At 57.6% G+C, this 13,904-nt stretch carries 14 protein-coding genes and 2 pseudogenes; 10 read left to right on the forward strand and 6 right to left on the reverse strand.

Annotated elements, in window-relative coordinates; translation table 11 throughout:
• Positions 1 to 351: 351 nt before the first annotated feature.
• Complete coding sequence (nadC, locus tag BM059_RS01135; RefSeq protein WP_074936149.1) at positions 352 to 1,200, forward strand: carboxylating nicotinate-nucleotide diphosphorylase; 849 nt, start codon at positions 352 to 354, stop codon at positions 1,198 to 1,200.
• Positions 1,201 to 1,301: 101 nt separating this feature from the next.
• Here the strand turns inward: nadC and BM059_RS25560 are convergent.
• The 4 genes and pseudogenes from BM059_RS25560 to BM059_RS25570 form a co-directional block, all read right to left on the reverse strand.
• A pseudogene (locus BM059_RS25560) lies at positions 1,302 to 1,508 on the reverse strand (REP-associated tyrosine transposase); the annotation flags it as partial.
• A gap of 262 nt (positions 1,509 to 1,770) precedes the next feature.
• Entirely contained in the window at positions 1,771 to 2,106 is a 336-nt protein-coding gene (locus BM059_RS25800; protein WP_074936151.1) for a pilin, read from the reverse strand.
• Between the two features lie 388 nt (positions 2,107 to 2,494).
• Positions 2,495 to 3,904 carry a sulfatase-like hydrolase/transferase gene (locus tag BM059_RS01150; RefSeq protein ID WP_074936152.1) on the reverse strand — a complete coding sequence of 470 codons (1,410 nt, stop codon included), beginning with the start codon at positions 3,902 to 3,904 and terminating at the stop codon, positions 2,495 to 2,497.
• Between the two features lie 288 nt (positions 3,905 to 4,192).
• A pseudogene (locus BM059_RS25570) lies at positions 4,193 to 4,295 on the reverse strand (prepilin-type N-terminal cleavage/methylation domain-containing protein); the annotation flags it as partial.
• 222 nt (positions 4,296 to 4,517) lie between these two features.
• On the opposite strand from BM059_RS25570, the gene pilB reads away from it, so the two are divergent.
• The 5 genes from pilB (at position 4,518) to yacG (ending at position 9,315) form a co-directional block, all read left to right on the forward strand.
• Entirely contained in the window at positions 4,518 to 6,221 is a 1,704-nt protein-coding gene (gene pilB / locus BM059_RS01160) for a type IV-A pilus assembly ATPase PilB (RefSeq protein ID WP_074936156.1), read from the forward strand.
• A gap of 3 nt (positions 6,222 to 6,224) precedes the next feature.
• Entirely contained in the window at positions 6,225 to 7,448 is a 1,224-nt protein-coding gene (locus BM059_RS01165; protein WP_074936158.1) for a type II secretion system F family protein, read from the forward strand.
• 5 nt (positions 7,449 to 7,453) lie between these two features.
• Complete coding sequence (locus BM059_RS01170) at positions 7,454 to 8,323, forward strand: prepilin peptidase (RefSeq protein ID WP_139220693.1); 870 nt, start codon at positions 7,454 to 7,456, stop codon at positions 8,321 to 8,323.
• Between the two features lie 192 nt (positions 8,324 to 8,515).
• Positions 8,516 to 9,124 carry a dephospho-CoA kinase gene (gene coaE / locus BM059_RS01175; RefSeq protein ID WP_074936159.1) on the forward strand — a complete coding sequence of 203 codons (609 nt, stop codon included), beginning with the start codon at positions 8,516 to 8,518 and terminating at the stop codon, positions 9,122 to 9,124.
• Positions 9,121 to 9,315, forward strand: coding sequence for a DNA gyrase inhibitor YacG (gene yacG, locus BM059_RS01180; protein WP_037000730.1), 195 nt, complete (start codon positions 9,121 to 9,123; stop codon positions 9,313 to 9,315). The genes coaE and yacG overlap by 4 nt, the downstream gene beginning before the upstream one ends.
• A 124-nt stretch (positions 9,316 to 9,439) precedes the next feature.
• Here the strand turns inward: yacG and BM059_RS01185 are convergent, their stop codons facing one another.
• Both BM059_RS01185 and BM059_RS01190 read right to left on the reverse strand, forming a co-directional pair.
• The gene (locus BM059_RS01185) at positions 9,440 to 9,655 is read right to left on the reverse strand and encodes a hypothetical protein (protein WP_074936161.1); all 216 of its coding nucleotides are present in this window, start codon (positions 9,653 to 9,655) and stop codon (positions 9,440 to 9,442) included.
• Between the two features lie 107 nt (positions 9,656 to 9,762).
• The gene (locus BM059_RS01190) at positions 9,763 to 10,452 is read right to left on the reverse strand and encodes an energy-coupling factor ABC transporter permease (RefSeq protein WP_074936163.1); all 690 of its coding nucleotides are present in this window, start codon (positions 10,450 to 10,452) and stop codon (positions 9,763 to 9,765) included.
• A gap of 560 nt (positions 10,453 to 11,012) precedes the next feature.
• On the opposite strand from BM059_RS01190, the gene BM059_RS01195 reads away from it, so the two are divergent.
• The 4 genes from BM059_RS01195 to BM059_RS01210 all read left to right on the forward strand — a co-directional run bounded on the left by BM059_RS01195 (position 11,013) and on the right by BM059_RS01210 (position 13,750).
• Entirely contained in the window at positions 11,013 to 11,642 is a 630-nt protein-coding gene (locus BM059_RS01195) for a DUF1780 domain-containing protein (RefSeq protein ID WP_074936165.1), read from the forward strand.
• Positions 11,639 to 12,187 (forward strand): MOSC domain-containing protein, encoded by a 549-nt coding sequence (locus BM059_RS01200; RefSeq protein ID WP_074936166.1) that lies wholly within the window; start codon positions 11,639 to 11,641, stop codon positions 12,185 to 12,187. Before BM059_RS01195 ends, BM059_RS01200 begins: the two co-directional genes overlap by 4 nt.
• A 24-nt stretch (positions 12,188 to 12,211) precedes the next feature.
• Positions 12,212 to 12,385 (forward strand): DUF3094 domain-containing protein, encoded by a 174-nt coding sequence (locus BM059_RS01205; protein ID WP_037000736.1) that lies wholly within the window; start codon positions 12,212 to 12,214, stop codon positions 12,383 to 12,385.
• 63 nt (positions 12,386 to 12,448) lie between these two features.
• Positions 12,449 to 13,750, forward strand: coding sequence for an NAD(P)/FAD-dependent oxidoreductase (locus tag BM059_RS01210; protein ID WP_074936168.1), 1,302 nt, complete (start codon positions 12,449 to 12,451; stop codon positions 13,748 to 13,750).
• Positions 13,751 to 13,904: the final 154 nt, after the last annotated feature.

Here is a 13,904-nt window from a genome sequence, read left to right on the forward strand (position 1 = left end):
GTCAAAGGCCTGGCGTCAATAATGAAAAATGTAAAGGCATTATAGGGAGGCTGCGCGCCATACCAAGCCAATTTTTCCCACAGACATGATCCACATCACAGATAGCCACACGCCATCTCCAGACGGTAGCCAATACACGACAGTCGCACCTCCACAGCCTAACCCTGGCAGGCCTTCGGCGCTGCACCGATGGTCGGGCCACGGGATCCGCTCCCGTGATTAAGAGCTGCGGCCACTTATAAAAGTGCCTCATCAATTCTGCAGAACGACAAAAGCCCCGGCGCCGCGATGGAGCATTGCCCTGCAACCGCCTGCCTCTATAATCGCCGCTCGCCTACACCGGAGCCGACCATGCCCAACCTGACCCTCGCCGACCTCAGCAGCGAAATCGAAGCCAATGTCCGCCGTGCCCTGGCCGAAGACATCGGCAGCGGCGACATCACCGCCCAGCTGATTCCGGCTGAACGCCTGGCCAGCGCCCGCGTGATTACCCGTGAAGAGGCAGTGATTTGCGGCACCGCCTGGGTCGATGCGGTCTTTCGTCAGCTCGACCCGCGCGTCGCGGTGCACTGGCAAGTGCAGGATGGCGACAAGGTTAGCGCCGACCAGACCCTGTTCCGCCTAGAAGGCCCGGCCCGTGCGCTGCTCAGCGGCGAACGCAGTGCACTGAACTTCCTGCAGACCTTGTCTGCCGTCGCCACCCGCTGCCGTTATTACGCCGACCTGGTCGAAGGCACACAGGTCAAACTGTTGGACACCCGCAAGACCCTGCCCGGTCTGCGCCTGGCGCAGAAATACGCCGTGACCTGCGGCGGCTGCCACAACCACCGCATCGGTCTGTTCGACGCCTTCCTGATCAAGGAAAACCATATCGCTGCATGCGGCGGCATCGCCCAAGCAATTTCCGCCGCCCAGCAGATCGCCCCCGGCAAGCCGGTGGAAGTGGAAGTGGAAAGCCTGGAAGAACTGCGCGAAGCGCTGGAAGCTGGGGCAGATATCGTCATGCTCGACGAACTGTCACTAGAGGATATGCGCGAAGCCGTAAGACTCACCGCCGGCCGCGCCAAGCTCGAAGCTTCGGGCGGGATCAACGACAGCACGTTGCGCGTTATAGCGGAAACCGGCGTTGATTACATCTCGCTAGGGACGTTGACCAAGGATGTGAAAGCAGTGGACTTGTCGATGCGGTTGGCACTGTGAACCACTGACCACTGTAGGAGCCCCCGTCCCGGGGCGATGACGCTTACAGCCGCCAAACAACGAAATACATTGCACAACAAGGCCCGCCAGATACTGCAGTTTGGCGGCAACGTCCATACGCAATGCATGTATTCGGACAGCACCATCCACGCATCGATAGTGAACGGATAATCGCGATGCACGCGCCGCACTGCATCACGCAACAGCTCGACATGCCGCAGCAACAGATCATTGCGCCGGCGTTGCAGCAGATTCACGGTAAAGAACCAGCTCGCCCCCGGCACGAAAGCACGGCGATAGTTCGGCATCCTTGCCCCTCCAGAAACACCAAAAGGTCAAGCCTAGACGGCCACGGAATAGCTCAAGACCCGGCAACATCAGGTAACCCGTAGGGCACATTAGTCGCAGGCGTAATGCGCCGAACGAAAGCCGCACACCACAAAATTCCAGGGAGCAAAACTCCCCGCGCAAGGCCGGGGCGTTCAGTGTTGCAACGGATATCGTGGTTCGCGGTGAACGACGGATTACGCTTCGCTAATCCATCCTACGGAGTTGATCCGCCTTACGGGGTTAATCCAAATCACAAGTAGCGCCAGACAATAAAGTACAAGTGACGCCTCGTGTTCCTGGCGATCGAGGGCGGGCAGTAATATCTGTGTTCAAATCAACAGCGAAGTCTATCTCCTCACAAGCCTGGGCGATTGGTGCGGGAATAGCGCCTTGCTGGGCGAGCTCAATCAATACCGCACCTGCATAGACTTTTGCTTCCGCAAGGCAGGCATTCTCGGCAGAAGAAGCCACATAACGCTGGTACGCAGGCAAGGCTATCGCAGCCAGGATACCGACAATCGCCACGACGACCATCAGTTCAATCAGGGTGAATCCTCTACTTAAATCTTTTTTCATCTTATTCACCACTTTAACTAAGAAGCAGTCTCAATCCAACACTAACACGTGAAACCCACACACCCTTAAAGCAAAAAATAATGAAAGATAGAGAGTGACATTATCAACGTCAACTTATTCACTAATCAGACCGAGCCACCTTTCGGCGCAACTTCTGCTGAAAGCTTTTTGGCATCTCAGCTAGACAAATCCACCACAAGGAGAGCGAATCCTCATACCACGCCCCAAATCTCTCGCATCATATGCAGGCGGACCAACAGACCAACTCACGCGAACATGAACGATAACCATGCCTCATCCAGTTTCATAGCGTGGGCTGCGAAGCCCTGTTACCCCGCCCAAAACAATATCATCAAGAACCAAAGTACCCACCAACTGAAAGCAAACATCATTCACTTAAGGTTTTCCCCCTCACAAATGGAACGACACCTTCATAAAAGACGGCATGTTTTTCGCCAACGTCCAAATGCACGGGCGCATGATCACCGACGATAACAAATTCCACACCCTTCATCTTGGACGAGGACAGCAGTTTTGCAACCCCATCAAAGAACTGCGCCTGCAATTTAAAATTTCGACAGGACTCAGAGGCCTCAGCAATATCAAAACGCGAGCAGTCAAATACATCATACCTAAGATCACGCAAATCATAAGGTGCATGAGTATTTAATGTAAGCCAATAGAAAAATAACGAACCATTTTTTGAAAAGAACGTTTTTACCTCTTTCAGCATATCCAAGTCACAAGCACCCGGAAACGAATAGCAGCGAGCTGGCCAAATCCGATTTTCAAAAAAAATGCTATGTGAGAAACCAGCCTTGGGATACCAATTATGTCGGTCGTACATGACACTGGCCGCGCCATGCATTGCCAGCGTTTCATAGCCCATGCGCCCCAACTGATTCGGCAAACAACTATCAAACCCCTCCGTTACCTGGAGCAAGTTGTAGCTTTCCGGATACATACGGCACAGTTCTCGCAACTCGCCGGCTAAGGTATATCCGCTTTGCCTCACTTCACCGAACTCGAGTGATTCCATTCTTGCCCGGTAAAGCGGAGACAGGATGGCGTCCTGAATACGCCTGTCTTTCGTCGCGCCCCAAGACTCGACCACCACAAGCAAAATGCGCCTCGCCAAATTACCTGTATTCAAAGATTCCCATAACGGAGCCGAGGCCCCAGCCGTACTCAGAGGTTTCAAACCAGCAGAGCCACCCGAAAACACGGAAAAAAAGAGTGCTCCCCTGCTTCGCCAAAACAACAGCGACTGACTGTCAACAAAGGAATAGCCTGACAATCTATGAAGCCGTACTTTATCCTTTGTAACAACCTCCCCCCCAATCAACTTCAGCAAAATAAGCGCATTAAAAACGCAAAGAGCGAACATGATTGAAGCGCGCTTTCCCGCCAGAAAAACAAGCAACCAAATAATCGACACTGAGATTATAATCGACAAAATCAGCAACACATGAAGCCCTGATGCCAGAAGAGAAAATTTCAGCAAGTACAGGACATCAAATATTCTGACAAAAGGCATTACCTGCCCCAACAAACTTAACACATCAATTATCAAAAATAGAAACAGAAAAAAACCCGCCAACAACCTAAAACTCAACGCAAATAAAACCACCACAAAAGCGTAGTCCAAATTAATCGCAGGCCGATCTATCCCCAACCATTTTGCACAAACAAAAAACACCAAATTGGGAAAGATACAAAAACAAAAAATCAGCAACGCATTGCGCCACGCAGCAGGCCAACTACTCAACATCAGATATAAACCCGCCTTTTCCCACATAAAAGAAAGCCCCAGCACAGGCCAGGGCTTCGATACTATAAATCTAGTAGAATTAAGAGGATACGGAACAAGTTGCGCCGTTCTCTAGATCACAGGTAATGGTAGCGCCACTACCACCATTCGCAGTGGAAGAAATGTCATCAGTAATAGCCGTCGGCGCTGTAATACCGGCACATGCAACGTTAGCAGGGGTAGGTACATCAGGTCCATTTGGATCAAGCAGAGAGGCTAGCGCTACGTTAGCATAGGCTTTGGCTTCACCTAGACAAGCGTTGTCAGCGGAGCGCTGAGTATAGTTCTGATAAGCAGGCAGAGCGATAGCAGCCAGAATACCGATAATCGCAACCACGATCATCAGTTCGATCAGGGTAAAACCTTTTTGAGCTTTCATTGAAGTTCTCCTAAGTTGATATCAGGTACTGGGACCTGATCAGGGTTTAGCAGAACCCGTGCCAACTTCCAAAGCGCTGAAATCAACGCTTCTCTCATGCTCGCCTCCGACAGCCCCTCCACCCAACAGCACAAGCTGACATTTTTCGTCACATGCCTGACAAGCATTTGGCAGCCTATGCCATGTGCGCTATAAGGCAGGCATTCGCGCAAGAGGTACACCATGAACGATGCGGTTTCCCTTTCAGGCCTGGCCAGACAGATTGTCGCGGCGCAGTTGCTGGATGAGAAGAGCGCCCAGCAGGCGCAAACCCAGGCCAAACGCAACCAGCTGCCACTGGTAACCTACCTGGTGCAGAACAAACTGGTAAAAAGTCGCGACTTGGCAGAATTGGCCTCCGAGCAGTTTGGTGTAGCCTTCATCGATCTTTCTGCCATTGACAAGGAAGGGCAGCCCAAAGACCTGATCAGTGAAAAGCTGGTACGCCAGCATCGCGCTTTACCGCTATGGCGCCGTGGCAACAAGCTGTTTATCGGTGTGTCCGACCCTAGCAACCATCAATCCATTACCGATATTCAATTCAGCACGGGCCTCAATACCGAAGCGGTGCTGGTCGAAGACGACAAGCTAGGCGAGGCCATCGAAAAATTCTTCGACAGTGCCACCAGCGGCATGGAAGACCTAGGTGATGTCGATTTGGATGGCCTCGATGTGGAGGCAGTCGACGACGACAAGAACGATGCGTCCAGTGGCGGAGACGCCGATGATGCACCCGTGGTGCGTTTCGTCAACAAGATGCTATTGGATGCTATTCGCCTGGGTTCCTCCGACCTGCACTTCGAGCCCTACGAAAAGGCTTACCGGGTACGCTTTCGAACCGACGGCATCCTTCACGAAACGGCGCGACCGCCGATTCAGTTGGCGCCGAGGATTTCCGCCCGCCTCAAGGTAATGGCCGCACTGGATATTTCCGAAAGGCGCAAGCCGCAGGATGGCCGGATCAAGATGAAAATCTCCAAGACCAAGGCCATTGATTTCCGCGTCAACACCCTGCCCACACTATGGGGCGAGAAGATCGTGATGCGGATTCTCGACCCTACAAGCGCGCAAATGGGCATCGACGCTCTAGGGTACGAGGAAAGCCAGAAAGACCTGTATATGGCAGCCCTTAAGCAACCGCAAGGCATGATTTTGGTAACCGGCCCCACCGGTTCAGGCAAAACGGTGTCGCTCTATACCGGCCTGAATATCCTCAACACCCCCGATGTGAATATCTCCACCGCTGAAGATCCGGTGGAGATCAATCTGGAGGGCATCAACCAGGTCAACGTCAACCCCAAGCAGGGCATGGACTTTACCGCGGCGCTACGCGCCTTCCTGCGCCAGGACCCGGACATCATCATGGTCGGCGAGATCCGCGACCTGGATACCGCCTCAATCGCGGTAAAAGCAGCGCAGACCGGGCATATGGTGATGTCCACCCTGCACACCAATAGTGCTGCGGAAACCCTGACCCGCCTGCGCAATATGGGCGTGCCGTCATTCAATATTGCCACTTCGGTCAACCTGATCATTGCCCAGCGCCTGGCACGCAAGCTATGCAGCAGCTGCAAGAAGGAAGTGGACGTACCGCGCGACACCTTGCTGGCCGAGGGCTTCCCTGAAGACAAGATCGGCAGCTTCAAGCTCTACGGCCCTGTAGGCTGCGAAAATTGCAAAAATGGCTACAAAGGTCGTGTCGGTATTTATGAAGTGGTTAAAAACACGCCCAACCTGCAGCGGATTATCATGGAGGAAGGCAACTCCATCGATATCGCAGCACAAATGCGCAAAGATGGCTTTAATGATTTGCGTGCCTCCGGCCTGCTCAAAGCCATGCAAGGCGTGACGAGCCTGGAGGAAATCAACCGCGTGACCAAGGATTAACCCATGGCGACGAAAGCACTAAAAACCAGCACATTCGTCTGGGAAGGCACCGACCGTAAAGGCAGCAAGATCAAAGGGGAGCTCAGCGGGCAGAACCCCGCACTGGTCAAAGCACAACTGCGCAAACAGGGGATCAACCCAACTAAGGTCCGCCAGAAATCCAGCTTCGCCCTGAGCAAGGGTAAAAAGATAAAACCGCTGGATATCGCTCTGTTTACACGGCAGATGGCGACCATGATGAAAGCCGGCGTGCCATTGCTGCAGAGCTTTGACATCATTGCCGAAGGCTTCGATAACCCCAACATGCGCAAACTGGTGGAGGACCTCAAGCAGGAGGTGGCTGCGGGTAACAGCTTTGCTTCGGCCCTGCGCAAACAACCCAAGTACTTCGACGACCTGTACTGCAATCTTGTCGATTCCGGGGAGCAGTCCGGTGCCTTGGAAACTTTGCTCGACCGCGTGGCAACCTACAAGGAAAAGACCGAAGCACTCAAGGCCAAAATCAAGAAGGCGATGACATACCCGACCGCGGTGGTAGTCGTGGCAATCGTTGTCTCGGCGATTCTGCTGATCAAGGTGGTGCCGGCCTTCGAGAGTGTATTCTCCGGCTTCGGCGCCGAGCTACCGGCGTTCACACAGATGGTCGTTGGCCTCTCAGTGGTCCTGCGTGAATGGTGGGTGTATGCACTGCTCGGTATCTTTGCTTTAGGCTACGTGTTGAAAGAGGCCAACCTGCGTTCTGAGAAGTTCCGTGATAGCAAGGATCGCCTGCTGCTCAAGGTGCCAATCGTTGGCGAAATTCTGTACAAGTCCTCGGTGGCCCGCTTTGCACGTACGCTCTCGACTACTTTCGCCGCTGGCGTGCCACTGGTCGACGCGCTGGACTCAGTGGCTGGGGCGACCGGTAACGTGAAATTCCGCAATGCGGTGGGCCAGATCAAGAACGACGTTTCCAGCGGTACTCAACTCAACTTCTCTATGCGCTCGACCAACGTGTTCCCGACTATGGCCGTGCAGATGACCGCAATCGGCGAAGAGTCCGGCGCTCTGGATGAAATGCTGGCTAAGGTCGCCACCTTTTATGAAGACGAGGTTGATCACATGGTCGACAACCTCAGTAGCCTGATGGAACCGATGATCATGGCCGTACTGGGCGTCGTGGTTGGTGGCTTGGTGATTGCCATGTACCTGCCTATCTTCCAACTGGGGAATGTGGTCGGCGGTTAACACTCATGTACCTGATAGACTTTCTGGCCAGCAACGCGTTGGCCTTCGTTTTCTGCGTGCTGCTGCTAGGACTACTAGTCGGTAGCTTCCTAAACGTTGTGATCTACCGCCTTCCAAAAATGCTCCAACGCGACTGGCAAAGCCAGGCGCGTGAGGTGCTGGAGCTCCCAGCGGCGCCTCAATCAGAAACCTTCAATCTGATTCTCCCTAACTCCAGCTGCCCCAGTTGCGGCCATGAGATTCGCCCCTGGGAGAACATCCCAGTCATTAGCTACCTATTCCTGCGCGGTAAGTGCTCGAACTGCAAGACGCCGATCAGCAAGCGTTACCCCATCGTCGAACTGGCCTGTGGGCTGCTTTCCGCTTACGTCGCCTGGCATTTCGGTTTCACTTGGCAGACCGGGGCGATGCTGGTGCTGGCCTGGGGGCTGCTGGCGATGAGTCTGATCGATGCCGATCACCAGATTCTGCCGGACGTGCTGGTGCTGCCGCTGTTGTGGCTGGGGTTGATCGTCAATTACTACGGGTTGTTCACCAGCCTGGAAGACGCGCTGTGGGGTGCAATTGCCGGTTACCTGAGCCTGTGGTCGGTGTACTGGCTGTTCAAGCTGATCACTGGCAAGGAAGGCATGGGTTATGGCGACTTCAAGTTGCTGGCCATGCTCGGTGCATGGGGTGGCTGGCAGATTCTGCCGCTGACCATTCTGCTGTCGTCGCTGGTCGGGGCGGTGCTGGGAGTAATCATGCTGCGCATGCGTGGCAGTGATTCCGGCACGCCGATTCCCTTCGGCCCTTATCTGGCGATTGCCGGCTGGATCGCCTTGCTCTGGGGCGATGTGATTACCGGTAGCTATCTGAAATTCGCTGGGTTTTGAACTGCCCCAGCTAACCTCGTCACTCTCGCGAAGAGCCTGTCCCCGAAGCGCTCCTGATCGGACGGGAATCCATACCGCAGACTGTATCCCCGCCTTCGCGGGGATGACGGATCGCGGGACACGCGGTTCGCATCATCCAGCAATCCCCCCTACAATCGCGGCCTTGAGCAATAACGAGGCTGCATTGGCGTTATGAAACCCTGGATACTCGGCCTGACTGGCGGCATTGGCAGCGGTAAGAGCGCGGTGGCGCAAGGTTTTATCGAGCGCGGCGTGCATGTGGTCGATGCTGACCATGCGGCGCGCTGGGTGGTCGAGCCAGGCCGTCCGGCGCTGGCAAAAATCGTCGAACACTTCGGTGAGGGCGTACTGCAAGCCAATGGCGAACTGGATCGAACGGCACTGCGCAAACTGATCTTTGCCGACCCCGAGCAGCGCCGCTGGCTGGAAAGCCTGCTGCATCCGCTGATCGGCCAGGAGATCGTTCAGGTCCTTGCGCGTGCCGAGTCGCCTTACGCCATTCTCGTCTCACCGCTGCTGGTCGAGTCTGGCCAGCGGCAAATGACCCAGCGAGTGTTGGTCGTCGACACCCCTGCAGAACTGCAGGTCCAACGCACCATCGTGCGTGACCAGAGCTCGGAAGAGCAGGTTCGCGCCATCATGCAGGCGCAGGCCAGCCGCGAAGAGCGGCTGCGCCATGCCCACGACGTTCTGGTCAATGATCGCGATATGGCGTGGCTGGACGCGGAGGTCGAACGCCTGCACAACTTCTATCTGACCCTGCGTGGAGGCCAGCCATGACCACTACCGTTCAATGCCCGACTTGCGGCGCGCCCGTTGAGTGGAAAGCCGAAAATACCTATCGTCCGTTCTGCTGCGAGCGCTGCAAGCTGATCGATCTGGGCGCCTGGGCCTCCGGAGAGCATGCAATTCCCGGCAATGATCTGGAAGACGATGTATTCAGTGGCGACCTGCCAACCCAGCCTCATTGACGAACAATCGCGGCTAAAGCCGCTCCTACAGTAAGCGTCTGGGTGAGCTACGGAAAACCATCAGCATCGTACGCGCTCACAGGCGGTGCGCACGGCGCACCCTACTCATACCCACACAGAGCGCTCAGGGGCGCATGAAAGCGTAGTCACGCTCATCGTCGAGGTTGTCGGCGAGAAACTGCAGTTCGTGCGCCAGTTCCTGGGGTTCACGCAGCGCCTTGCTCTGCCGCACGACCTCCGACAGCAGCGCACGCAATGCCACCACCGGCTCGTAGCCCTGCACTTCGGCGTCATGCAGACCATCCTGAACAACGTCTCTCGCCCAGCTGTGAACACTCATGTTCGAGTCCCTCGGATAGGTTTTTCACAGCATGGCGGCAGGACCGCTTCGGATATTGACGGGGATCAATCCGCTCGACGGCATTCAATCGGCCAATACAAGGTCATTCACTCGCCGCGGTCACCCTCCTTCCAGGGCGCTTGCAGGTAACGGCTGCGGTTGAAGGTTTCCAGCCAGTCCGGATAGAACACCACCAGCGCCGTGACGATGGTGCCGTTGATAAACGCCTCGGGGAACGCCACCAACCACAGGTAGCCGGCGAAGTCGTCCAGCCAGGGCGGCATGGGGAACAGACCGTCCATCCATAACAGGGCGAGACCGCCGAGCAGGGTCATCAGCGTAGCCAATGCCGCCGGGAAGAATCCGCAGAAGAAGATATAGACGAACAGGTTACGCGGCTGTGCACGCTCTACGCGGATCGCGCACAGCTCGGTGACCAGCACAGGTATCAGCACCAGCAGCACCCCGTTGACGCCAAGCGAAGCCAGGTCCATGCGGCCGATAGCCAGCAGGCCAAGCTGTGCGGCCAGGCCTGCAAGCACGGCCAGAGGCCAGTCGAGCAGCAGGGTTACGGCAGTCATGCCGATGAAATGATAGGAAAGCCCGGAGTCGAAATCGCGGCGCACCAGCCACAGTAGGAACAGTGCGAGCATGGTGCCGAACAGCAGATGCTGGCGGCGCAGATCGCTGAACAACTCGACCCAGGGCGCCCGCGCCACCGCCCAGAGCAGCGCCAGCCCATAGATCAGCCAGCCACCGAACAGGGTAGAAAATGCCAGCAGGTTGGAAGCGATCATGTGCGCACACCCTCTCCTTCATTTTTCGCCGTACCAGGCAGTCTACACCGGCACTTGCTCTGCCTGAGCAATCGAGCAAGAACGGGCAAGATGTTCACTGCTGAGGTTTTCGATGCATTCCTCGCAGGCGTCACAACCTGCGCCGGAGTGACGAAGCGGTTTACCCCTGAAGTACCTAGCGAATGCATTGAGCCCTACTGGCCTAAATCCAGAGCGCCTGGATAGCTTAGGGGTGGACTGAAATAGTCGTCATTCCCGCGCAGGCGGGACGGCAGCACCTGGGCTCCCGCCTTCGCGGGAGTGACGGTGTGGAGTTATTTCCAGAGCTTCCTTAGCGGATTACCCCCCGTGCAAGCGGGGTCCAGCTGCTCGGTGCTACCGCCAATGATTCCCCTTCGGGCCAGCACAAGCGCTGTTCGGCGATGGAGCCGCTGTGCCACCACTCGGGAATGACGGCTGTCTTCATACAGCCCCCCGCACTCGCAGCCTTCAAGCGATTACCCGGCTCATCACACGGTAAGCGCTAGCATGCCAGCCTGCGCTACAGCTAAGCTCTGGACATGGACGATTCCGATTATCTGCGCCTACTCACGCACCAGGCCGAACAGGCCAATGCCTTCCTCTCCAACGCGAAGAAATGGGAGCGCGAACGCTGGGTTTGCCAGCGCCTGCTGCAAGCGCTGAATGTGCGCCACCATCACGACGATTTCACGCCCAGCGGCCAGGAGCCGCCCGACGTGCTGTTTCGCGACGCCAATTTCGAAGTGTTCTTCGTGCTCGACGAAGGTCGCCGTCTCAATGACGAGTGGCGCGCGGAACTGGAGCGGCGCCGCAGCGCCTTTTCCCTGAGCCAGCTGGTGCGCCGCGAGGCACGCCCCAAGCGTATTCCTGCCAGTGAGATGCAGGCACGCCTGGCGCCGACCTTGCGCAAGAAGGCGCACAATTATCGCGAACGCGGCATCGATCTGGGCGAGCTTGACCTGGTCGCCTTCGTCAGCCTCAAACGCGCCGTGCTCGACTGCAACAGCCACTTCCCGCCACCCACCGAATATCTGCGCCAGGGCTGGCGCTCACTGTCGCTGGTTGGTCCGCGCTTCGCCCGCGTACTGTTCGCCCACCCGGACGCGCCGGACTTTCTGCGGCAGAACCTCGGGCGCAGCCTGTTGTTCGATATTGGTATCGGCCTATGAGCCCATTGCAGGAATTGCTGGCCGATGTGCCGCAGGTCGGCCAGGTACGCTGGATAGGTGTGCGCCCCAAGGCGCGTGAGGCCATGCTCGAAGTCGAAGCCGTGGAAGCTCGGCGTGAAGCCGGCCTGACGGGTGATCACAGCCGCCCAGGGCCACGCAATGCGCGGCAGGTCACCCTGATTCAATGGGAGCACCTGGCCGTCGTCGCAGGTCTGCTTGGCCGCGATACGCCGATGGAGCCAAGCGAGCTGCGCCGCAATATCGCGGTCGCCGGCATCAACCTGTTCAGCCTCAAGGGCCGCCGCTTTCGTATTGGCCAGGCCATACTGGAAACCACCGGCTGGTGCCAGCCCTGCGCCCGCCTGGAGGAGCGCCTCGGGCGCGGTACCTTCCAGGCCATGCGCGGCCATGGCGGTATCACCGCCCGCGTGATAGAGGGCGGCATCATCCGCCTGGAGGACGCCGTAAGTGTGGAAACCCTCGAAACGATATCTGACCCGCAGGACAACGACGCTCGCCAAGGCTGGCGGGCACGCCTAGAATAGCCGCATTCAAGCAGAGGCCCGCCCATGACCAGCCGCCTGAGCCCCGAAGACCAGCAGAAAGTCGACCACTACCTGAGCGCACCGCAGCATCAGGTCGAACGGCAGCCGTTTCGCGTCTGGCGCCTGCTCACCGTGGTGCTGGTCATTGTCATCGGCCTGGGTCTGCTGAGCCGTTTTCTGAGTCGACTGGTGCTATGAGCTGCCTCGCGCTCGCCCTCTCGCACTCACACCGCCTTTTTCAAAGCCTTGTGAGCACTATCCATGTCCCATCGCATCGTGATTGTCGGCGGCGGCGCCGGCGGTTTGGAGCTGGCCACCCGCCTTGGTAGAAAACTGGGCAAGAGTGGCGCAGCCCGAATCATCCTGGTCGACGCCAACCTCACCCACATCTGGAAACCCCTGCTGCACGAAGTGGCCGCCGGCTCGCTGAACTCCTCGGAAGACGAACTGAACTACGTGGCCCAGGCCAAGTGGAATCATTTCGAGTTCCAGCTCGGGCGCATGTCCGGTCTCGACCGCGCTGGCAAGAGCATCACCCTGGCCCCCACGCTGGATGACGATGGCCAGGTGCTGATGCCTGAGCGCAGTATCAGCTATGACAGCCTGGTAATCGCCGTCGGCAGCACCACCAATGACTTCGGCACCCCTGGCGCCGCCGAGCACTGCATTTTCCTCGACACCCGTGCGCAGGCCGAACGCTTCCACCGGCGCATGCTCAGCCACTACCTGCGCGCACATGCCAGCGAGAGTGAAGACGGCTCGAGGATCGACATCGCCATCGTCGGCGCCGGCGCCACGGGCGTCGAACTGGCCGCCGAACTGCACCACGCCGCCAAACAGCTGGCTGCCTATGGCCTCAATCGCATTCGCCCCGAAGACATGCGTATCACCCTGATCGAGGCGGGGCCTCGTGTACTGCCAGCCCTGCCCGAACGCATCGCGCGTCCGGTGCACCAGACCCTGGAGAAACTCGGCGTCACTGTACTGACCGGCGCCGCCGTCAGCGAAGTGACTGCCGAAGGCCTGAAAACCGCCGACGGCAACTTCATCCCGGCGAGCCTGAAAGTCTGGGCTGCCGGTATCCGTGCCCCCGATTTTCTCAAGGATCTCGACGGCCTGGAGAGCAACCGCATCAATCAGTTGCAGGTGCGCCCGACCCTGCAAACGACGCTCGATGACGATGTCTTCGCCTTCGGCGACTGCGCTGCCTGTCCACAGCCGGGCGATGAAGGCCGCAACGTACCACCGCGTGCCCAAGCCGCACACCAGCAAGCATCGTTGCTGGCCAAGTCGCTACGCTTGAAGATCGCGGGCCAACCGCTGCCGGAATACCGCTATCGCGACTACGGCTCGCTGATCTCACTGTCGAGCTTCTCGGCAGTCGGCAACCTGATGGGCAACCTGACCGGCAGCGTGATGCTCGAAGGCTGGCTGGCGCGGGTGTTCTACGTGTCGCTCTACCGCATGCACCAGATGGCCCTGTATGGCGTGCCGCGCACCCTGCTACTGATGCTCAGCGACCGCATCGGGCGCAGCACCGAGCCACGCCTCAAGCTGCACTGAAGCTGTCTATACTGGGGCACGGACGCCCCAGTCGCTGGCGGGCGTCCTGCTCGCCAACACCTGCCCATTCGAGGCATCGCGCATGAATACGCAATGACCCAGCAACGCCCCGCCTTGAGCCGAGCCACAGGCTCGACAGCCACCTGACGCCCCC

The organism is Ectopseudomonas composti (genome assembly GCF_900115475.1).
Lineage (GTDB): Bacteria > Pseudomonadota > Gammaproteobacteria > Pseudomonadales > Pseudomonadaceae > Aquipseudomonas > Aquipseudomonas composti.